Origin of the sequence: Paracoccus sp. S1E-3 (genome assembly GCF_013868135.1) — a bacterium.
GTDB lineage: Bacteria > Pseudomonadota > Alphaproteobacteria > Rhodobacterales > Rhodobacteraceae > Paracoccus.
This window is the reverse complement of record NZ_JACEMU010000004.1, coordinates 1-20,362: the sequence shown is the minus strand read 5'-3', so window position 1 is coordinate 20,362 and position 20,362 is coordinate 1. Positions and strand designations below refer to the sequence as shown.

22 protein-coding genes, 1 tRNA gene and 1 pseudogene are annotated in these 20,362 nt (G+C 66.2%); 15 read left to right on the top strand and 9 right to left on the bottom strand.

The window, feature by feature from the left end; genetic code table 11:
• The first annotated feature begins 18 nt into the window (after positions 1-18).
• Positions 19-1,158, top strand: a complete 1,140-nt coding sequence (locus H1S04_RS00140; RefSeq protein ID WP_220185055.1) for an amidohydrolase — start codon at positions 19-21, stop codon at positions 1,156-1,158.
• A 58-nt stretch (positions 1,159-1,216) separates the two neighbouring features.
• On the opposite strand, the pseudogene H1S04_RS00135 reads toward H1S04_RS00140, so the two are convergent.
• Positions 1,217-1,339, bottom strand: a pseudogene (locus tag H1S04_RS00135) (family 1 glycosylhydrolase); the annotation flags it as partial.
• A gap of 33 nt (positions 1,340-1,372) precedes the next feature.
• The gene (locus H1S04_RS00130) at positions 1,373-1,900 is read right to left on the bottom strand and encodes a family 1 glycosylhydrolase (RefSeq protein WP_181743551.1); all 528 of its coding nucleotides are present in this window, start codon (positions 1,898-1,900) and stop codon (positions 1,373-1,375) included.
• Between the two features lie 94 nt (positions 1,901-1,994).
• On the opposite strand from H1S04_RS00130, the gene trpA reads away from it, so the two are divergent.
• The 6 genes from trpA to H1S04_RS00100 all read left to right on the top strand — a co-directional run bounded on the left by trpA (position 1,995) and on the right by H1S04_RS00100 (position 5,803).
• A complete protein-coding gene (trpA, locus tag H1S04_RS00125) occupies positions 1,995-2,792 on the top strand; it encodes a tryptophan synthase subunit alpha (RefSeq protein ID WP_181743550.1) in 798 nt (265 codons plus the stop codon).
• 2 nt (positions 2,793-2,794) lie between these two features.
• Positions 2,795-3,373 carry a VOC family protein gene (locus tag H1S04_RS18555; RefSeq protein WP_181743549.1) on the top strand — a complete coding sequence of 193 codons (579 nt, stop codon included), beginning with the start codon at positions 2,795-2,797 and terminating at the stop codon, positions 3,371-3,373.
• Positions 3,370-3,861 (top strand): GNAT family N-acetyltransferase, encoded by a 492-nt coding sequence (locus H1S04_RS00115; RefSeq protein WP_181743548.1) that lies wholly within the window; start codon positions 3,370-3,372, stop codon positions 3,859-3,861. Before H1S04_RS18555 ends, H1S04_RS00115 begins: the two co-directional genes overlap by 4 nt.
• On the top strand, positions 3,858-4,487 hold the full coding sequence (locus H1S04_RS00110) for a lysoplasmalogenase (RefSeq protein WP_181743547.1): 630 nt from the start codon (positions 3,858-3,860) through the stop codon (positions 4,485-4,487). Before H1S04_RS00115 ends, H1S04_RS00110 begins: the two co-directional genes overlap by 4 nt.
• 33 nt (positions 4,488-4,520) lie before the next feature.
• Complete coding sequence (locus H1S04_RS00105) at positions 4,521-5,237, top strand: molecular chaperone DjiA (protein ID WP_181743546.1); 717 nt, start codon at positions 4,521-4,523, stop codon at positions 5,235-5,237.
• Between the two features lie 86 nt (positions 5,238-5,323).
• Entirely contained in the window at positions 5,324-5,803 is a 480-nt protein-coding gene (locus H1S04_RS00100) for a hypothetical protein (RefSeq protein WP_255435404.1), read from the top strand.
• Between the two features lie 230 nt (positions 5,804-6,033).
• On the opposite strand, the gene H1S04_RS00095 is transcribed toward H1S04_RS00100, so the two are convergent.
• From H1S04_RS00095 to H1S04_RS00085, 3 genes are all read right to left on the bottom strand, one after another.
• The gene (locus H1S04_RS00095; protein WP_181743545.1) at positions 6,034-6,459 is read right to left on the bottom strand and encodes a universal stress protein; all 426 of its coding nucleotides are present in this window, start codon (positions 6,457-6,459) and stop codon (positions 6,034-6,036) included.
• Positions 6,460-6,474: 15 nt separating this feature from the next.
• Complete coding sequence (locus H1S04_RS00090; RefSeq protein ID WP_220185054.1) at positions 6,475-9,342, bottom strand: TRAP transporter permease; 2,868 nt, start codon at positions 9,340-9,342, stop codon at positions 6,475-6,477.
• A 138-nt stretch (positions 9,343-9,480) separates the two neighbouring features.
• The gene (locus tag H1S04_RS00085) at positions 9,481-10,461 is read right to left on the bottom strand and encodes a TAXI family TRAP transporter solute-binding subunit (RefSeq protein ID WP_181743544.1); all 981 of its coding nucleotides are present in this window, start codon (positions 10,459-10,461) and stop codon (positions 9,481-9,483) included.
• Positions 10,462-10,721: 260 nt separating this feature from the next.
• Between H1S04_RS00085 and H1S04_RS00080 the strand changes: the two genes are divergently transcribed.
• Positions 10,722-11,270, top strand: a complete 549-nt coding sequence (locus H1S04_RS00080; protein ID WP_181743543.1) for a carboxymuconolactone decarboxylase family protein — start codon at positions 10,722-10,724, stop codon at positions 11,268-11,270.
• A complete protein-coding gene (locus H1S04_RS00075) occupies positions 11,260-12,357 on the top strand; it encodes an FAD-binding oxidoreductase (RefSeq protein ID WP_181743542.1) in 1,098 nt (365 codons plus the stop codon). The genes H1S04_RS00080 and H1S04_RS00075 overlap by 11 nt, the downstream gene beginning before the upstream one ends.
• Positions 12,358-12,392: 35 nt before the next feature.
• Here the strand turns inward: H1S04_RS00075 and H1S04_RS00070 are convergent, their stop codons facing one another.
• On the bottom strand, positions 12,393-12,842 hold the full coding sequence (locus H1S04_RS00070; RefSeq protein WP_181745337.1) for a type II toxin-antitoxin system RatA family toxin: 450 nt from the start codon (positions 12,840-12,842) through the stop codon (positions 12,393-12,395).
• Positions 12,843-12,893: 51 nt separating this feature from the next.
• Here H1S04_RS00070 and H1S04_RS00065 point away from each other — a divergent pair, with 51 nt between their 5' ends.
• Positions 12,894-13,067, top strand: coding sequence for a hypothetical protein (locus H1S04_RS00065; protein ID WP_181743541.1), 174 nt, complete (start codon positions 12,894-12,896; stop codon positions 13,065-13,067).
• A gap of 34 nt (positions 13,068-13,101) precedes the next feature.
• Here the strand turns inward: H1S04_RS00065 and H1S04_RS00060 are convergent, their stop codons facing one another.
• Entirely contained in the window at positions 13,102-13,950 is an 849-nt protein-coding gene (locus H1S04_RS00060) for a neutral zinc metallopeptidase (RefSeq protein ID WP_181743540.1), read from the bottom strand.
• A 132-nt stretch (positions 13,951-14,082) separates the two neighbouring features.
• Between H1S04_RS00060 and H1S04_RS00055 the strand changes: the two genes are divergently transcribed.
• The 4 genes from H1S04_RS00055 to H1S04_RS00040 all read left to right on the top strand — a co-directional run bounded on the left by H1S04_RS00055 (position 14,083) and on the right by H1S04_RS00040 (position 19,129).
• A complete protein-coding gene (locus H1S04_RS00055; protein WP_181743539.1) occupies positions 14,083-14,679 on the top strand; it encodes a DedA family protein in 597 nt (198 codons plus the stop codon).
• 59 nt (positions 14,680-14,738) lie between these two features.
• Positions 14,739-15,218, top strand: coding sequence for a disulfide bond formation protein B (locus H1S04_RS00050; protein ID WP_255435403.1), 480 nt, complete (start codon positions 14,739-14,741; stop codon positions 15,216-15,218).
• A 65-nt stretch (positions 15,219-15,283) separates the two neighbouring features.
• Positions 15,284-18,034 carry a DNA gyrase subunit A gene (gene gyrA, locus H1S04_RS00045; RefSeq protein ID WP_181743537.1) on the top strand — a complete coding sequence of 917 codons (2,751 nt, stop codon included), beginning with the start codon at positions 15,284-15,286 and terminating at the stop codon, positions 18,032-18,034.
• Between the two features lie 33 nt (positions 18,035-18,067).
• On the top strand, positions 18,068-19,129 hold the full coding sequence (locus tag H1S04_RS00040; protein WP_298945304.1) for an AI-2E family transporter: 1,062 nt from the start codon (positions 18,068-18,070) through the stop codon (positions 19,127-19,129).
• Positions 19,130-19,229: 100 nt separating this feature from the next.
• Here H1S04_RS00040 and H1S04_RS00035 read toward each other — a convergent pair whose 3' ends face one another.
• Entirely contained in the window at positions 19,230-19,859 is a 630-nt protein-coding gene (locus H1S04_RS00035; RefSeq protein WP_181743536.1) for a J domain-containing protein, read from the bottom strand.
• Positions 19,860-19,927: 68 nt separating this feature from the next.
• On the opposite strand from H1S04_RS00035, the gene H1S04_RS00030 reads away from it, so the two are divergent.
• On the top strand, positions 19,928-20,176 hold the full coding sequence (locus H1S04_RS00030) for a BolA family transcriptional regulator (protein ID WP_181743535.1): 249 nt from the start codon (positions 19,928-19,930) through the stop codon (positions 20,174-20,176).
• Positions 20,177-20,278: 102 nt separating this feature from the next.
• On the opposite strand, the gene H1S04_RS00025 is transcribed toward H1S04_RS00030, so the two are convergent.
• Positions 20,279-20,353, bottom strand: a tRNA-Gly gene (locus H1S04_RS00025).
• Positions 20,354-20,362: the final 9 nt, after the last annotated feature.

The window sequence follows — 20,362 nt, the reverse complement described above, 5'->3', positions numbered from 1 at the left end:
CCATGTCATGCCACAATCATGCTCACCAATGCCGATATTGCCGAACTGATCGCCCTGCGCCGCGACCTGCATCGCCAGCCCGAGCTTTCAGGCCGGGAAATCCGCACCGCCGCCCGCATGGCCGCGCTGATGCGCGATCTGGGCGCGGACCGGGTGCTGACCGGGATCGGCGGCACCGGCGTGGTCGCAGGGTTTCGGGGCGCGGCCCCCGGCCCACAGGTGATGTTCCGGGCCGAGCTGGACGCCCTGCCGATCCCTGAAGCGGCGGGACCCGATCACCGCTCCACCACCGAAGGCGTGGCTCATCTGTGCGGGCACGACGGGCATATGACCGGGCTTGTCGGTCTTGGCAGGCTGCTGTCGCGCCAGCGCCCGGTCCGTGGCACGGTCTGGCTGCTGTTCCAGCCGGCCGAGGAGAACGGCGCAGGCGCCGCCGCCATGCTGGCCGATCCGGCCCTGCCCGCCTTTGACTACGGCTTCGCCATCCACAATTTTCCGGGCCTCGCGCAGGGCCGGGCGCTGCTGGCGCCGGGGCCGGTGAATTGCGCCTCGGTCGGGATGCGGACGCGGCTGACCGGCGCGACCGCCCATGCCTCCGAGCCGGAAAAGGCGCGCACGCCGACGCTTGCCCTGACCGAGATCCTGCCTGCCCTGCTGGCCCTGCCCCAAGGCAGCCAGAGCGATGCCGATTTCCGGCTGGTCACCCTCACCCATCTGTCGATGGGCGAACCCGCCTTCGGCATCACCCCCGGCACGGCCGATATCTGGGTGACGCTGCGCACCCAGCGTGACGACGCCATGACCGCCCTGCGCGCGGATGCCGAGGCAATCGTCACCGACGCCGCGACCCGCCACGGGCTGGGCGCCGCCTTTGACTGGCAGGACGCATTCGCCGCCTCGGTCAACCACCCCGAGGCCACGGCCCTGCTGGCAGGCGCAGCCGAGGGCACCGGCATCGCGGTCCAGACCGAGGGGCTGCCGATGCGCGCCTCGGAGGATTTCGGCCGTTTCGGCGCCTGCGCGAAAACCGCGATGATCCTGCTGGGGGCGGGCATCGACCAGCCGCCGCTTCACGCCGAAAACTACGATTTCCCCGATGCGCTGATCGCGCCGTCGGTCCGGTTGTTTCATCGGCTTGCCCGCGACCTGAACGGCTGAGCGCGTCACGCAGCATCAGATAGGAGCCTTTGGGCGTCGGCTCCCGGGTGTCGTAATCGACATGGGTCATGCCGAAGCGCGGGTCGTGGCCCAGCGACCATGCGAAATTGTCCCGCAGCGACCACTGGAAGAATCCGCGCAGATCCACGTCCGCCCGGAAGGCGCGCTGCGCCGCCGCCATGTCGTCACGGATATGGCCTGCCGGACCCGATCATCAACGCGGCCGCCCACGACGCCGCTCGTCCCGGTCCAGGCCGTTTTCGGTGACGCACAGCGGCAGTCGCGACACCTGCGCGTGGAGGGATGGGCGGTTTCGAAATTCGGCACGATCCCGGATCGCCGTGGCGATCGGCACGCGAGACCCGCATCGCGATCGCATCAACCGGGTGCATGTGAAACAAGCATAGGCTACATGGGCCGCGGCGCGGTTGTCGCGCAGCCCCCCAGCGTTCAGGCCGGCGTCATCGAACATCACCCGCGCCCAACGGGTGGAAAAGCGCCGGGCGTCGAAACCGCCGGCGCGGATCAGGTGCAGATCTTCCGGCCGGCGGTGAAGGTGATCTTCGCCGGCCGCGCCGGCGCTGCCGCCCGCGACATTGCCGGGCGTGGCCGCGAAGCGGTGCCATTGGCCGCTGCCGGCACCGCCGAAACGGCGGCCCTCGATGTGACAGGCGGCGGTGGCACGCCGAACCGGAAATCGGCCGGAAAATCGCCATGCTTCAACATCGGCCACCTTGGACATCCAATTCGGCATGGCCGAGGCAGCGGGGGCGCCAATCCCCGCATTGATCCCGGCGCGCCCGCGCGCTAACCCCGTCCCGATACGGAGGAAACCGATGAGCCGAATCGACGCCACCTTCGCCCGACTGCGGGCGGAAAACCGCAAAGCCTTCGTGGCCTATATCATGGCCAGCGATCCCGACCGCGACAGTTCGGCGCAGGTTCTGGCCGGACTGCCCGGCGCGGGCGTCGACATCATCGAACTGGGCATGCCCTTCACCGATCCGATGGCCGACGGCCCCACGATCGAAGCCGCCGCCCATCGCGCACTGGATGCCGGCGGCAGCGTCACCGAGACGCTGGCCATGGTGCGCGAATTCCGCCGGACCGACGACTCCACGCCCATCGTGCTGATGGGCTATTACAACCCGATCTATGCCCGCAGGGGCGGCGTGGCGCAGTTCCTTGAAGACGCCGTCGAGGCCGGGATCGACGGGCTGATCGTCGTCGACCTGCCGCCCGAGGAGGATGCCGAGCTGTGCCTGCCCGCGCGCGCGGCCGGCATCAATTTCATCCGCCTCGCCACGCCCACGACCGATGACCGGCGCCTGCCTGCGGTGGTCGCCAATACCTCGGGCTTCGTCTATTACGTCGCCGTCAACGGGGTGACCGGCGGCGCCTCGGCCGATGCCGCGACCGTGGCCCCCGAAGTCGCGCGCATCAGCGCGGCAGCGGATCTGCCGGTGGTGGTGGGCTTCGGCATCTCGACGCCGGAGGCCGCCGAAGCCATCGCGTCGGTCGCCGATGGCTGCGTCGTGGGGTCGGCCATCGTCAAACGCATCGCCGAAGGGCACCCGGTGGCCGAGGTGCTGGATTTCGTCGCCGCACTGGCTGAAGGCGCGCATCGGGGCTGACCATGCCGCTGGAAATCGACCACCTCGTCGTCGCCGCAGAAAGCCTGCCCGAGGGCGAGGCGGTGCTGTCCGATCTGTTCCGCTCGCCCCCGATGCCGGGCGGCAAGCACGCCCTCATGGGCACCCATAACCGGCTGTGGCGGCTGACCGCCCGCGAATATGTCGAACTGATCGCCATTGATCCCGACGCGGAAGCCCCGACCCATCCGCGCTGGTTCGGTCTGGACGATTTCCGCGGGCCGCCCCGGCTGGTCACCTGGGTGTGCCGCGCCAGGCCGCTGACCGCGCCCCCCGGCAGCACGATCCGCGAGGCAGCACGCGGCGATCTGCACTGGCGCATCGCCGTTCCCGACAGCGGGCAGAGCGATTGCGACGGTCTCGACCCCCTGCGCATCGACTGGGGAAACGGCCCGCATCCGACCGAAACCATGCCCGATCAGGGCCTGCGCCTGCTGCGGCTGGACCTGCATCATCCGAAGCCGCCGAAGCTGGACATGAAAGATCCCAGACTGTCGATATCGCAAACGGACCCGCAGCTTGTCGCCCATATCTCGACGCCCTCGGGCAAGGTGACGCTGTGATCCGCGACGCCACACCGGAAGACGCCGCTGCCATAGGCGCGATCTGGAACCCGATCATCCGCGACACCGCCATCACCTTCTGGCCGACACCGCGCAGCGACGCCGAGATCCGGGACTATATCGCCGCGAAGCAGGATGCGGGCCATGGCGTCTTCGTCGCCGAAAGCAACGGCAGCGTCACCGCCTTTGCCGCTTACGGCCAGTTTCGCACCGGCGGCGGCTACGCCCATTCGATGGAGCACACGATCTATACCACCCCCGCCGCGCGCGGCGCCGGTCTTGGCGCGGCGTTGCTGCGCCATCTTGAAGACCATGCCCGACATCGTGGCGCGCGGCTGATGATCGGCGGCATCACCGGCTCGAATGCCGGATCGATCGCCTTTCACGCCCGCCACGGCTATGCCGAATGGGGGCGCATCCCGGCGGCGGGGTTCAAATTCGGCCAGTGGCACGAGCTGGTCCTGATGGGCAAGGACCTGTCGCGGTGATCGCGGGACTGCTGGTTGCCCTCGGCGCGGCGCTGGCGCTGACCTATCAGCTGCGCGGCGCCGGGGCCGAGCATCCGGGGCCGCTGGCCTCGGCGGCGAAGACCGGAGCCACGGCGGCGCTGGCGATGGCCGGGCTGGCGGCGGGTGCGCCGATGCCGGTGGTGCTGGGGCTGGCGCTTGGCGCGGTTGGCGATTACTTCCTGACCCGCCGGGCCGAGACGGCTTTTCTGGCCGGCATGGCGGCCTTTGCGGCGGGGCACCTGGCCTATGCGGGCTGGATGTTCACGCCGGGTCACGCGGCACGCATGATCTGCGCGCTGCCCATGCTGGCGCTCGCCTTGTCGACCGAAGCCTGGCTGCTGCGCCATACAGGTGCGCTGAAGGCGCCGGTGCGCGCCTATGTCTGGGTCATCTCCCTGATGGCCGCGGCCGCGACCACCCTGCCCTCGCTGCTCTGGCCGGCGATGCTGGGGGCAGCGCTGTTTGTGGCCTCGGACCTGCTGCTGGCGCTCAGGCTGTTCGTGGCGCGGGCGGCGCAGACGCGAAAACGTCTGTCGCTGCTGCTCTGGCCGGCCTATTGGGGCGGGCAGGCCCTGATCTTCGCGGGGGCGATCCGGGCCGCCTAGCACATGGCGCCAAAACCCGTTAGCATCGCCGGTATGTCCGATACCGCGATCCTTTCAGCCCCCGAACTTCCGCCGCCGCGCAGTTTCTGGCGCCGGATCGTTGACCGCATGGCGGCCTTCATCGGCGCCCGGAAACCGGCGACGCCGCCGGAAAAATCGGTGGCCTTCACCATCGCCGTTATCGCGCTTGCCGCCAAGATGGCCAAGGCCGATGGCCGCGTCCACCGCTCCGAGGTCGCAGCCTTCCGGCGCATCTTCACCATTCCCCGGTCCGAGGAAAAGAATGCCGGCCGCGTCTTCGACCTGGCCCGGCAGGATGTGGCCGGATATGACGCCTGGGCGCGGCGGATCGCGCGCATGTTCCCCGCCGGCGACCCGGTGCTGGACGACGTGATCGAGGGCATGGTCATCATCGGCACCGCCGATGGCGCGCTGCACGCGGCCGAACACGAGATGCTGGAGGACGTGGCCCGCATCTTCGGGATCGCCCCCCCGCGTCTGGCCGCCATCATTGCCCGCCACGATGCCGAAGCCGCGACTCCGCCGCATGTCGTGCTGGGCCTGCCCCCCGACGCCACGCTCGAGGAGGCGCGCGCCCGCTGGCGCAGTCTGGTGCGCGAAAATCATCCCGACCGGGCGATTGCCGCCGGCCTCCCGCGTGAGGCGATCCGGCTGGCCGAAACCCGCACCCGCGCCATCAACGACGCCTGGGCGCAGTACCGCCGGCTGCGGGTCCCGCAGCCGTCCTGATGCCGCGATCCCGAAGCGCGGAGGGCGCACGGGAACCATGGCCGGGCGCTGGCGGTTCTGTTTTCTGAAGGAACAGGGGAACCCCGATGGCACGCATGAAACTGATCGCGGCGGCGGCGCTTACACTGGCGCTCGGCGCGCCGCTTCTGGCCCAGCAATGGCAGATGCCGCCCGCCGATGACACGCCGCAGGGCACCACCCCCCTGCCCGAGGACCCCTTCACTCTGCCCGAGCGCAGCAGCGACGGGCTGACGGGCGATCTGGAAGGCATCATGGGCGATGTCTTCCAGCGCCTGCAGCCACATCTGGAGGGGCTGGCGAACGAACTGGCCTCGACCGCGGACGAGTTTCGTCCGGCCCTGAACGAACTCGGCGAGGTGATGGACGATATCCGCAATTACGAGCGCCCCGAGCGGCTGCCCAACGGCGACATCCTGATCCGCCGCCGCGCCGATGCGCCGCCTCCGCCCCCGCTGGAGGAGTTGCAGCGCCTGCTGCCGCAGGAGCAGCAATCGGCCCCGCCGCCAGCACGACTTGCACCCACCGCGCCAGAAACTGCGCTGTAGCAGCGAAGATCGAATAGGCTGTCCGGTTTTCCCCCGCCACGCGCGGAAGGCAGCCCCGCACGCGCCCGCGGGTCATGGGCCGCGGGCTGGGCGCCGGGGCGAAGCATCCGGTGCCAGATTGCGCCTCTCGGCTTTGGCGCAGGTGATGGCCTTGGCGCCCCCGAAAATCGCATCTCTGAATGCAAAGGGCGGCCGCGAAGGGCCGCCCTTTCCGGTGCCAAGGCAAAAGCCTAGCGAACAATCATCACGCTGACCGGCGAGTGGCGCACCACCCGGTCGGCGCTGGCGCTGATCCGAAAGGTCCGCAGCTCGTCCGGGGCATTCGCGGCCAGCACGATCAGGTCGGCATGGACCTTCTCGGCCATGGCCACCACGGTCTCGGCGACATGGCCGTGACCCACATGGGTGACGACATTGGCCACGCCCGGCAGCTCGCGCGCGACGAAGGCGCCAAGCTGCGCTTTCATCTCCTCCAATGCACGCTTTTCATAGCCCTTGGGCAGGTAGCTGGCGACCCAGGCATTGCCCACGTCATGGACGATGCCCAGAATATGCAGCTTGCCATCCGCATCCAGCAATTTCCGCGCCACCGGCAGGGCATGTTCCCAACTGGAGGCGTGCTGCAGGTCGATCGGCAGAAGGATGGTCTTGAACATCCGCTTTTCCTTTCCCTATGCCGCAGCCGTGCTGCCGCCGGCGCGTTCGTCCGGCGTCATCCGACGGCGTTGCAGCCAGATCACCAGCGCCAGCGCCGCGAAAGCCGGGATATACATCCAGTATTTCGAGGGCGCGGGATTGGGCGCCTGGATCAGCAGGATCTTCTGATCCCAGTCCATGCCGGCCTTCTGCGCCGGACTGTCGAAGGCCACGTCATCGACGATGACCTCGTCCCCGTTGGTGACGGTGGTCAGCCCCAGCGCCGCCTGACGCTCGGCGCCGGTGGCGCCTTCGGGGACCGTCATCTCGACCCGGAATTCGACCGGTTTGCCGACATCGTTCACGCCTGCCAGGTCGAGGCGAAGCGGCGCGCCCACGGGGGATTCCTCCAGCGCCTGTTCCAGCTGGGTGGGGGCCATGTCGTGCCAGGGCGGCGCGATCATGTCCATCCAGAAGCCCGGACGGAAAATGGTGAAGGCGATCAGCAGCAGCGCGATGGTTTCCAGAATCGTGCTGCGGGTCAGGAACCAGCCCTGCGTGGCGGCCGCGAACAGCAGCATCGCGATGCTGGCGGTGATGAAGACGAAGATGCCCTGCACCCATCCCACATTGATCAGCAGAAGATCGGTGTTGAAGATGAACAGGAAGGGCAGCGCCGCCGTCCGCAGGCTGTAGAAGAAGGCCACGATCCCCGTCCTGATCGGATCACCTCCCGACACTGCCGCCGCCGCGAAACTGGCAAGTCCCACGGGTGGCGTCACATCGGCCATGATGCCGAAATAGAAGACGAACAGATGCACCGCGATCAGCGGCACCAGCAGCCCGTTCTGCGCCCCCAGCGTCACGATCACCGGCGCCAACAGCGCCGAGACGACAATGTAATTCGCCGTGGTCGGCAGCCCCATCCCCAGGATCAGCGACAGGATCGCCGTCAGGAACAGGATCGCCAGCAGTTGCGACACATAACCGCCCGTGATGGCCGAGATCTGCGCCGCCATCACCTCGACCACATCCGCAAGCGCGGAGCCGACGCCGGTCTGGCTGACCGCGCCGACGATGATCCCGGCGGTCGCGGTGGCGATGCCGATGCCGATCATGTTGCGCGCGCCCGCGATCATCCCGTCGACCAGGTCACTGACGCCGCCGCGGAAGGCCGCGCCCATGGTGGTATTGCCCGACTGATCCTCGCCGCGCATCAGCAGCATCAGCGGACGCTGGGTCAGCAGGATGAAGATCATGAAGGCCGTGGCCCAGAATGCCGACAGGCCCGGCGACAGCCGATCCACCATCAGCGCCCAGATCAGCACCACCACCGGCAGAAGGAAATACAGGCCCGAGCGCACGGTCGGACCCGGCAGCGGCAGCTGGGTGATTTCGGCGTTGGGATTGTCGATCTGCAGCGGCTCCTCGCGCGCGGCGACTTTCAGCAGCGCGACATAGACAAGGCAGAGCAGCCCGAAGATCACGTAATTCGCCGCCGCCCCGAAGGTCGGACGAATCCAGCCCATGCCGTAATAGACCAGCAGCGACAGGATGCAGATCGACATGACGCCGAAGGCGATGCCGGTCAGCCAACGCAGCCAGGGACTGGGCGGATAGGCGCGCGGCAGCCCGCGCATCCCGGTCTTCACCGCCTCCAGATGGACGATATAGACGAGCGCGATATAGGAGATCGTCGCAGGAATGACGGCGTGCTTGACCACCTCGGAATAGGGGATGCCGACATATTCCACCATCAGGAAGGCCGCAGCCCCCATGACTGGCGGCATGATCTGGCCGTTGACCGAGGAGGCCACCTCGACCGCGCCGGCCTTTTCGCTGGAAAAGCCCACGCGCTTCATCAGCGGGATGGTGAAGGTGCCGGTGGTCACCACATTGGCGATGGAGGATCCCGAGATCAGCCCGGTCATGGCCGAGCTGACCACCGCCGCCTTCGCCGGGCCGCCGCGCAGGTGCCCCATCAGCGAAAACGCGACCTGGATGAAGTAATTCCCGGCCCCCGCCTTGTCCAGCAGCGCCCCGAACAGCACGAACAGGAAGACGAAGCTGGTCGACACGCCAAGCGCGATGCCGAAGACGCCCTCGGTGGTGATCCACTGGTGGTTGGCGACCTCGGACAGCGAATTGCCCTTATGGGCGATGATCTCGGGCATTTGCGGCCCGAGGAAGGTGTAGACCAGGAACAGCGCGGCCACGATCATCAGCGCCGGACCCAGCGCGCGGCGTGTGACCTCCAGCAGCAGCAGGATTCCGATGACCGAAATCACCAGATCCTGCGTGATCGGCCGCCCGATCCGCATCGCGATCTGGTCGTAGAAGACATAAAGATAGAGCGCCGCGCAGACCGACGCGATCGCCATGGCCCATTCCCATGGCGGCACCCAGTTGCGCGGGCTGCCCAGCAGGATCGCCACGATCACCGCCACCCCGATCAGCGTCAGCCACCAGGCCGAGCCAACCGGGCCCGCGCCGATGAACAGAAAGGTCAGGATCGCCGGCACCGCCACCGCAATCGCAAGCTGTACCGGACCGCGCTCGGCCGGATAGGCCAGATAGGCCAGGAACATCGCGAAGGCCAGGTGGATCGAACGGCTGTCGGTGTCGTTCAGGATGCCCCAGTTAAGCATGAAGGGGATAGGCGAGGCGATCCAGATCTGGAACAGCGACCACAGAAAAGCCACCGTCAGGATGGTCGCCCCGACCCAGCCCGCCGGCGTCCGTGCGCCGGTATCTGAGGACGCGACCAGCTCGTCCAGTTCCTCCTGGCTGAGGCCGCCGGCCCCGGCAGCCGCGTTTTCCACCGCGGCAGCCTCCATCTGGTTGGTGGCGCGGCGCGGCGGGTGCTCGCCCTCCGGCTCCTTCGGATCATTCTCGTCAGTCATGTCCCATCCCCTTGCTGCGCCGAGGTTTATTCCCGGTATTGTGAAGGCGGTTTTCCTTAAGTGTTGATAAAAAACGGCCCCGCTGCAAGGGCGGAGCCGTTTTTCTGCCTGAATTCAGGGCAATCCCTGCGGGTCAGATCACTTGATCCAGCCTTTTTCGCGGTAATATTTCTCGGCGCCGGGATGCAGCGGGGCACTGTTGCCCTGCGAGATCATCTCTTCCGGCTTCAGGTCGGCGAAGGCGGGATGCAGCCCCTTGAAGCGGTCGAAATTGTCGAAGACGGCCTTCACCACCTCATAGACCACATCGTCCGGCACATCGGCCGAGGTCACGAAGGTGGCCTTGACGCCGAAGGTATCGACCGGATCGGGGTTGCCAGCATACATGCCGCCCGGAATGACCGCCTTGGCGTAATAGGGGTTTTCGGCGACCAGCTTGTCGATCTCGGGGCCGGTCACGGGCACCAGATTGGCCTCGACGGTCGAGGTCGCTTCCTGGATCGAGCCGTTCGGGTGGCCGGCGGTGTAGACGATCGCGTCGACCTTGTTGTCGCCGAGCGCCGCTGACTGTTCCGCGGGCTTCAGGTCCGAGGCGAGCGAGAAATCCTTCATCGTCCAACCCTTGGCGGCCAGAACCACCTCCATCGTGGCCAGCTGGCCCGAGCCGGGGTTGCCGACATTGACGCGCTTGCCCTTCATGTCGTCGAAGGTGGCGATATTGGCATCCTTGCGGGCGACGATGGTGAAGGGTTCGCCATGAACCGAGAAGATCGCCCGCTCCTTGTCGAACTTGTTGTCGCCCGAAAATTCCGGGGTGTCGCCGTTATAGGCATGATACTGGATGTCGGACTGGGCCACGCCCATGGTCATCTCGCCCGCCTTGATGGCGTTGACATTGGCCACCGAACCGCCGGTCGAGGGGGCGGTGCATTTGATGCCGGTGGTCGCGGTGTCGCGGTTGACCAGACGACAGATCGACTGGCCGACGACATAGTAAACGCCGGTCTGGCCGCCGGTGCCGATGGTGATGAACTTTTCTTCCGGCGCGCTCTGGGCCTGCGCGCCCCCTGCCAGCATGGCCAACGTGACCGCGGCGGTGAAGCTTGTCCTGAGGCTCATCTTTTCTTCTCCCCGTTTTCTGATGGCCCTACCGTCCGATATCTGCGCCAAAAGTGCAACCGTTCTGCCGCGCGCCCTGGATCTGGAAGGTATGATCTGCAGAAAATTGAAACTGCACTGATAAATTCCAGTTTCGTATCGCGGCCGGGATCAGGCGGCGCCAACCGTCCGGCCGTCGGAAATGGCTTTGCAAAGCGCGCGCGAAGCGGCCAGACAGGAGCGGCGGACGACTTGGACCCGACAGGAGGCGGAAGATTTTCATGACCATCGATTTCAAACCCATCGCGGATTCCGACTGGCCCGAATCGCTGGCGGCGCTGAAGGGCGGCTTTGCGACCGGGCTGAACGTCTATCGCACGATGGCCCACCATCCGGCGCTTCTGGCCGCGTGGGCGCCGCTGCGCAGCCATGTCGTCAGCAATCCCAGCCTGAGCCCCGACCAGTCCGAGGTGGTGATCCTGCGCACCGGTCACAGGCTGGGGGCGGCTTACGAATGGGCCCATCACGTCCATCGCGGTCGCAGGATCGGGATGAGTGATGCCCGCATCGCCACCATTGCCGGTCCGCTGGACGCCATGGCCGACGCGGACGCCACGCTGGCCCAGGCCGTGGACGAACTGTTCGACAACCGGCGCCTGTCGCCCGCCACGCAGCAGGCGTTGCTGGATCTGGTTGGCGCGCAGGGCATGTTCGACCTGATCGCCACGGTCGGTTTCTATTCGGTGCTGGGGTTCATCGTCGAAAGCTTCGACACCCCCATCGACACCGCCATCGCCGCCGAACTGCAGGAGAGGCCGCTTGCGACGTGACGTCATCGTCATCGGCGGCGGCATCGCCGGGATCTCGGCGGCGGCGCGGCTCGCGGCGGGGGCAAGCGTGACCCTGCTGGAAACCGAAAGCCGCATAGGCAGCCACAGCTCGGGCCGGTCGGCGGCGATCTTCGTCCAGAATTACGGGGGCGCCACCGTGACCGAGGTCAACGCTGCCGCCCGCGCTTTCTTCGACGACCCGGCCGAGATCACCGACCTGCCGCTGTTGGCCCCGCGTGGCGAAATGCTGGTCGCCCGCGCCGAGGATCTGGCCGCGATGGAAGACTATCTGCGCCACGCCCGTGAGGTCGAGGAGCTGACCACCGAACAGGCGCTCGCGCTCTGCCCGATCCTGCGCCCCAAGGCAGCGCAGCGCGCCAGCATCGAGCGGGGTGCGCAGACCATTGACTGCGACCTGCTGCTGCATGGTTTTGCGAAACTGCTGCGCCGCCTTGGCGGGCAGATCGAGACCGACGCCCCCGCGCAGGCGATTGCCCATGAGAACGGGTTGTGGCGCGTGACCACGCCCAAAGGCGAGTTTTCCGCCCCGGTGCTGGTCAATGCGGCCGGGGCCTGGGCCGATCCGGTGGCCGAAATGGCGGGGGTGGCAGCGCTGGGACTGACCCCCTATCGCCGCAACGCCGCCATCCTGCCCGCCCCTTCCGGCACCGTGGTCGACGACTGGCCCATGGTCGTGAATGCGGCAGAGCGCTGGTATCTCAAGCCCGAGGCCGGAAAGTTGATGTTTTCCCCCTGCGACGCCATTGCGACGACGCCGCATGACGCATGGTCCGATGACATGGAACTGGCCGAGGGGCTGGACCGCTTCGATCGGGATGTGACTTACGCGGTCACGCGTGTCGAACGCTATTGGGCGGGGCTGCGGACCTTCGCGCCTGATCTTGTGCCTGTGGTGGGCTTCGACCGGCAGGCCAGGGGCTTTTTCTGGCTGGCGGGTCAGGGCGGAATCGGCATCCAGACCGCGCCCGCATTGGCTGCCCTGACGGCGGCGCTGATACTGGGCCATGCCCCTGCCCTGCCCGAAGCCACAGTCCGCGCGCTGTCACCGGGGCGCTTCAATGGCTGAACCGTGACAGCCTTACACAGGTTTGCGCGGCATGTTCAGCCGTAAAGCTGGCGGGCGCGTTCCTCGAAGGCACGGACGATTCGGCTCATCGCCTCGTCGAAGACGACGCCGATCAGCTTGGCGAGGATGGCGTTGCGAAATTCGAAATCGACGAAGAAGTCGATCTCGCAGCCGCCCTCGGGCAGATCGCGGAAGGTCCACCCGGAATGCAGATGCCGGAAAGGACCTTCCAGATATTCGGTATCGATCCTCATCTGCTCGGGCCACAGGGTCACGCGGCTGCCGAAGCGTTCGCGGAAGACCTTGAAGGAAATGACCAGATCGGCCTCGATCACCTCGGCACCGTCGGGGCGGGTGCTGCGCGAACGGATGCGGGCGGCGCTGTTCCACGGCAGGAACTGGGGGTAGCGTTCGACATCCGCCACGAGGTCATACATCTGGCGTGCGCGATAAGGCAGTTTGCGCGTTTCGGAACGATGGGGCAAAGTAGGGTCCATGTCAGGCTGCTGAAGGCCGGGATAGCGCAGGGGGCGCCCATGAACAATATGAACTGGCTGATCCGCGCCTCGCGTTGGGCGCGCAACCCGCCGGGACCACGTCAGATCAAGCTGGTCTTCGGCATCATCGCGGCGGGTCTGCTGCTGGTGGCGCTGGAAAAACTGGGTCTCTGGCCCGACTGGGCGACGCTGGAGCGCGGTCGCGGCCCGTAACGGGCCGCCGCCATCCCATGCAGGCAGCGCGTGCTTAAAGCCCCGCCGCCTTGAAGGTGTTGCACGCGCCCAGGTTGCCGCCGTCATAACCGCGCATGAACCATTCCTGCCGGTCCGCCGAGGAGCCGTGCGTGAAGGCATCCGGCACCACCGCGCGGCCCGCGCTTTGCATCAGCGCATCATCACCGACCGCGGCGGCCGCATCCATCGCCTCGCCGATATCCTCGCGGTTGATCTGCAGGTCCTGGGCCGAATTGCGCGCCCACATGCCGGCAAAGCAATCAGCCTGAAGCTCGGTCAGCACCGACAGGTAATTCGAATCCCGCTCGCTCGAGCGTTGGCGCTGTTCCGTCACCTGCGGCAGGATGCCCAGCTGGTTCTGAACGTGGTGGCCGACCTCGTGGGCGATGACGTAAGCCGCCGCCAGATCGCCACCCGCCCCCATGCGCTCACCCATGACCTTGAAGAAATCGGTGTCCAGATAGACTTTCTGGTCGAGCGGACAATAGAACGGCCCCATCTGCGCCGAGGCGCCGCCGCAGCCCGACTGCGTCACGCCCGAATACAGCACCATCTGCGGGTCCGAATAGGCCACGCCCGCCTGATCGCGGACCGACTGGCCGAAGACATTCTCGGTCTCGGCCAGAATGACCGAAACGAATTCGCCCATCTGCTGCTCCTCGGCGGTCAGTTCGCGCTGCTCGCCGCTGCTCATCTGGGTCTGCGACACACTGTTGACCACGGGCGAGATGTCGATGCCGAAGAAATAGCCGAAGGCCAGCACCGCCAGCATCCCGACGAGACCGATCCCGCCCGCGCCGCTGACGCCCATGCCGCGCCGATCCTCGATATTGCGGCTGCCCCGCCTTCCCCGCCATTCCATCGCTGTCGTCTCTCCTGCGTTGGGTCGCGCCCGGATGGGCGCATATCAGCCGAGAACAACCCTAAGCGGGCTTGACGGTTCCCGCAAGCCGGGCGACACCCGCGCCCAAGGTCAAGGTGCAGGGGTTTTCGCATGTTCGATTGGGTCGTCTCGGTGATCGAGGGCTGGGGCTATCCCGGCGTGTTCCTGCTGATGCTGGCGGAAAACCTGTTCCCGCCGATCCCGTCCGAGGTCATCATGCCGCTGGCGGGCTTTCTGGTCGGCCAGGGCAAGCTGAACCTGGCCCTGACGATCCTTGCGGGCACGGCCGGGTCGGTGATCGGCACCAGCTTCTGGTATGTCATCGGGCGCGCCTTCGGGGCCGAGCGGCTGAAGCGGTGGGCCGCACGCTGGGGGCGGGTGCTGACCATGTCGCCCTCGGACATCGACGGCGCGGTGGGCTGGTTCGACCGTCACGGCGGTGCTGCGGTATTCTTCGGGCGCATGCTGCCGGCGATCCGCACGCTGATCTCGGTTCCGGCCGGGATCGCGCGGATGAATTTCGGCCGCTTCCTGCTGCTGACCACACTCGGCAGCCTCATCTGGACGGTGCTGCTGACCGTTGCGGGCATGATCCTGCAGGAGCGCTTCGATCAGGTCGCAGGCGTGATCGACCCGCTCTCGAAGGTGATCGTGCTGGCGGTGGTGGCGATCTACCTCTACCGCGTGCTGACCTGGAAGCCGCATTAAAAACCCTCACGACAACGCGACTTGCGCATCGGCCGGCACCGGCCTAACGGACGGACATGATGAATATTTCCGCTCGCCAACTCGCCATTCTCGCCGGTGCCGGCTCGGCCGCGCTGCTGGTCACCGCGCTGATCTTCCAGTCCGTGGGCTATGTCCCTTGCGAACTGTGCATTCTGCAACGCTGGCCGCATCTGGCCGCCGCGATCATCGGCGCGGTGCTGATCTTCGTCGATGTGAAGCTGCTGCGATGGGCGGGCGCACTGGCGGCAGGGCTGGCCACGGCTTTCGCCATCTATCACTCGGGCGTCGAATATCAGTGGTGGCAGGGTCCGGTCGCCTGCACCGGCGGCATCGACGCGATGCTGACCATGTCCACCCAGGACCTGATGACCCAGCTGCAATCGGCCCCGGTCACCCGCTGCGACCAGCCGCAATGGTATTTCCTCGGCCTGACCATGGCCGGCTGGAACGCCATCTGCTCGGCCATTCTGACCGGCATGTGGCTGCGTTCCGCGCTTTGGCGCGGCATCCGCATCTAGCAACATTGCACCCAAGCCCGCGTAGGTGCTATACCCCGCCTCAACAAGATATTGAGGCGTGAGACGTGGCGGATACCCCCGAAGACGACGATCTGGAACTGAATGGCGCGGGCCGTGCGGTGATGGTCCATGACGGCCCTCAGATCGACATCACCGATGAAATGCGGTCGAGCTATCTGGACTACGCGATGTCGGTCATTGTCAGCCGCGCGATCCCCGATCTGCGTGACGGGCTGAAGCCGGTGCACCGCCGCATCCTCTACGCGATGCACGAGACCGGCAACACCCATGACAAGCCTTACCGCAAGGCCGCCCGCCCGGTCGGCGACGTCATGGGTAAGTATCACCCCCATGGTGATGGCGCGATCTATGACGCACTGGTGCGGATGGCGCAGGATTTTTCCATGTCGCTGCCGCTGCTGGACGGTCAGGGCAACTTCGGCTCCATGGACGGCGATCCGCCGGCGGCCATGCGCTATACCGAGGTGCGCATGGCAAAGGCGGCGGATTATCTGCTGGCCGATATCGACAAGGATACCGTCGATTTCCATCTGAATTATGACGGCAAGGATAACGAGCCGGGCGTGCTGCCCGCCCGTTTCCCGAACATGCTGGTCAATGGCGCGGGCGGCATCGCCGTCGGCATGGCCACCAATATCCCGCCGCACAATCTGGGCGAGGTGATCGACGGCACGCTGGCGCTGATCGAGGACCCGGACCTGTCGACCGAACGCCTGATGGAGATCATCCCCGGCCCCGACTTCCCTACGGGCGCGACGATCCTTGGCCGCTCGGGCATCCGCAAAGCCTATCTGGAGGGCCGCGGCTCGGTCGTGATGCGGGCCAGGACCAGGATCGAAGCCGCCGCCCGCGGCGGCCGCGAGTCGATCATCATCGAGGAAATTCCCTATCAGGTGAACAAATCCACGATGATCGAGAAGATCGCCGAACTTGCCAAGGAAAAGCGCATCGAGGGCATCGCCCATGTGCAGGACGAATCCGACCGGCATGGCGTCCGCGTGGTGGTGGAACTCAAGCGCGACGCCACCGCCGAGGTGGTGCTGAACCAGCTGTTCCGCTTCACGCCCATGCAGACAACCTTCGGCGCCAACATGCTGGCGCTGAACGGCGGCCGGCCCGAGCAGCTGACCCTGCGCGATTTCCTGACCTATTTCATCCAGTTCCGCGAGGAAGTGGTCGCCCGCCGCACCGCGTTCGAACTGCGCAAGGCGCGCGAGCGCAGCCATATCCTGTGCGGTCTGGCCGTCGCGGTGTCGAACGTGGACGAGGTTGTCCATACCATCCGCTCATCGGCCGATGCGGCCGAGGCCCGCGAACGCCTGATGTCGCGCCGCTGGCCCGCACATTCCATTCTGGAATATCTGAAGCTGATCGACGATCCGCGCCACCCGGTCAATGACGATGGCACCTATAACCTGTCGGAAATTCAGGCCCGCGCCATTCTGGACCTGCGCCTGCAGCGCCTGACCCAGCTGGGCGTGCAGGAAATCACCGACGAGCTGCAGGTGCTCGCCGACAATATCCGCGACTTCCTGGCGATCCTCGCCAGCCGCGAGCGGATCATGGCAATCATCTCGGACGAGCTGCAGGAGGTGAAGCGCCTGTTCGCGGTGCCGCGCCGCACCGAGATCACCGATTGGGCCGGCGATCTGGACGACGAGGACCTGATCGAGCGCGAGGACATGGTCGTCACCATCACCTCGGGCGGCTATATCAAGCGCACCGCGCTCGCCGAGTTCCGCGCCCAGAAGCGGGGCGGCAAGGGCCTGTCGGGGATGGCGACCAAGGAAGACGACGTGGTCACCACGCTGTTCGTCGCCAACACCCATACCGAACTGCTGTTCTTCACCACCGACGGCATGGTCTACCGCCTGAAGACCTGGCGGCTGCCGCTCGGCGGGCGCACCGCCAAGGGCAAGGCGCTGGTGAATATCCTGCCGATCGACGGGGGCACCTCGATCGCGGCGCTGCTGCCGATGGACGCGCCGGAAGCGGAATGGGACGATTATCAGGTCATCTTCGCCACCGATGGCGGCGAGGTCCGGCGCAATGCCCTGTCGGATTTCACCAATATCAAATCCAACGGCAAGATCGCCATGAAACTGCCCGAGGGCACCTCGCTGATCGGGGTGCGCATGGCGACCGAAAACGACGATGTGATGCTGGTCACCGCCAATGGCCGCGCGATCCGCTTTGCCGCCACCGATGTGCGGGTCTTCAAGGGCCGCGATTCGACCGGCGTGCGCGGTATCCGTCTGAACGGCGCCGACCGTGTGGTCAGCATGTCGGTGATCCGCCATTTCGAGGCCGATCCCGCCGAACGCGCCGCCTATCTGAAGATGCGCCGCGCTGTCGAGGGCGCGCTGGATGACGGCGCCGAGGCCGATGAGGACGAGGAAGCCGTCGCCGAAACCGCGATCACCCAGGAGCGTTATGCCCAGATGTCGGCGGCCGAGGATCGCATCCTGACCATCACCGCCAAGGGCTCGGGCAAGACCAGCTCCAGCTTCGATTATCCGCTTCGCGGGCGCGGCGGTCAGGGTGTCATGGCGATGGACAAGGCCATGCGCGGAGGCGAGCTTGTGGCCTCCTTCCCGGTTGAGCCGGACGACCAGATCATGTTGGCTACCTCGACTGGGCAGTCGATCCGGGTGCCGGTGGACGGGATCAGCTTCCGGTCGCGCTCCGCAGGTGGGGTAAAGGTGTTCAACACCGCGCCGGGCGAGACGGTGGTTTCCGTTGCGCGCATCGCCGATCAGGGCGAGGATGAGGCCGAAGACGGCGCTGACGCCTGATTGCGGCCGAATCCTGAACACGGGGAGCCCTGCGTGGAGCCACAGAACGAACTGCTGCGCGAAAGGCTGCAAACCGGCTTTTTGGGGATCATCGCCTTTGCGCTGCTGCTGTTCCTGCTGGTGCAAGCGCGGTTCATGCTGATCTGTCTGGCGATCGCGATCATCATCTTCTCGCTGACCTCGGATGCCATCGGCGCGATCGCCCGGCGCGGGGTGCCGAACTGGCTGGCGACGACTCTGGCGCTGATCGGGATCGGGATCGGGTTGCTATGGGCCTCGGCCACGGTGGTCAGCCAGATCAACCAGGTCGTCACCATCTCGATCTCCTATGCCGAGCAGATGCAGGCGGCGCTGCCCGCGCTGCTGGAATGGCTGGGCCCCGAGGCGCAGCGCACCGTCGACACCGCCATCCGCAACTTCAACCTGACCGGCTGGATGCGCACCGCCGCCGGAGGCGCCTCGAACCTGCTGTCCGGCGCGGTGCTGATTTTCCTGTTCGTCGGCTTCATGTTCGCCGAGCGGACGTGGTTCCCGCTGAAGATCGAAAGCCTCATGAACGGGAATGGTGCAGCGGCCGATCAGGTCCAGCAGATCATCGCCTCGATCATGCGGCGGGTGAACCGCTATCTGGTGGTGAAAGCCGTCGTCAGCGCTGCCACCGCCGCCTGCGTCTGGGGGATTTTCATCGCCGCAGATGTGCCGCTGGCCGGCCCGGTGGCGGTGATGACCTTCATCCTCAACTTCATCCCCTCGGTGGGCTCGATCATCGCCACCATCATCTCGGTGGTGCTGACCTATGTGCTGACCACCGACCTGACCACCACGACCGTCATCGCGATCAGCTGCACCGCGGTGCAGTTCATCATCGGCAACATTCTGGACCCGATGCTGCTGGGCCAGACGCTGCGCCTGTCCAGCTTCGGCATCATCCTGTCGCTGGCCTTCTGGGGCGCGATCTGGGGCATTCCGGGGATGTTTCTGGCGGTGCCGATCATGGTCGCGGTGATGATCGTCTGCGCCCATATTCCCTGGCTGCGTCCGGTGGCGGTGATGCTGTCGCGTGAGGGCCATCCCGATGACGGCCTGACCGACTGAGCCTGAAAACGCGAAAAGCCCCTGTGGGGGCTTTTTACTGGCGCCTTCCGTGCTCGGCCGTTTCGACGCTGAAAACCCCCGGCGCTTTTCCGGTCGCCCTTCACTCCTTGAAGTGGCGGCTTTCCTTGATCTGGTCCCAGGCCCAGACCACCTCGGCCAAACGGTCCTCATCCGAGCGGTCGCCACCATTCATATCAGGGTGAAGAACCTTCACCAGCGCCTTGTATTGTTTCCGTATTTCCGTCTTGGTGGAACTGTCCTGCGCCTCCAGTATCTCCAGTGCGCGGCGCTCGGTCGGGGGCAGCTTGCGGCGCGCATGGGCGGCACGCACGGCCGGATCGGTGCCATTGGCGCCCAAAATTTCCAGCGGGTCGCTGATGCCGTGGCGCGCCCAGGCCTGTTCCTGCACCCCGCGCCCGAAAGGCTTGGTCGGGCGTTCCCAGACCGTCGCATTGTCCAGAAAGGCCTGGAACTCCTCCTCGGACTGGCCCTGAAAATAGTTCCAGTTCTGGTTGTATTCGCGGACGTGTTCCTTGCAGAACCAGAAATAGTCATCAAGGTTGCGCGGGTTTTTCGGCGCACGGTATTGGGCCGGCTCCTCGCAGCCCGCCTTGTCACAGATCCGGGTCGAGGTCTCGAATGCGCCGGTCATGCCGCGTCGGCCCTTGGTCCGGCGCTTCTTGTCTGTTTTGGCCGAAAGATCGAATCCGAAAGGGTCGTCCTGAGTCATTTCCACGCCTTGTTCTGCTCGGGGTCGGCAGTCTAAGCTATTTCGCACCGGATGAAAGGGGGGCAAGGATGATTGCCGACGAGATACGCGAAAGACTGCGGTCGCTGACGCCCGCCACGCTGGAGGTTCTGGATGAAAGCGAACAGCATCACGGCCATTCCGGCTGGCGCGAGGGCGGCCAGACGCATTTCCGCATCCGCATCAGCGCCCCGGCCCTGACCGGGCTGAGCCGAATCGAACGTCACCGCCTGATTCACCGCACGCTCGGCGACATCGTGCCGCGCATCCATGCCCTCGCGATCGAGGTGCAGGACTGACCGCCTGCGCCCGCTTCAGATGGGAAGGCCGCCGCAGCTTTGCAAGCGGGACGTGAAACGCAAAAGACCGGGCCAGGGCCCGGTCTTTTTGGTCTGCGAAACTGGAGCGGGCGATGAGATTCGAACTCACGACCCTAACCTTGGCAAGGTTATGCTCTACCCCTGAGCTACGCCCGCATCAGTCTC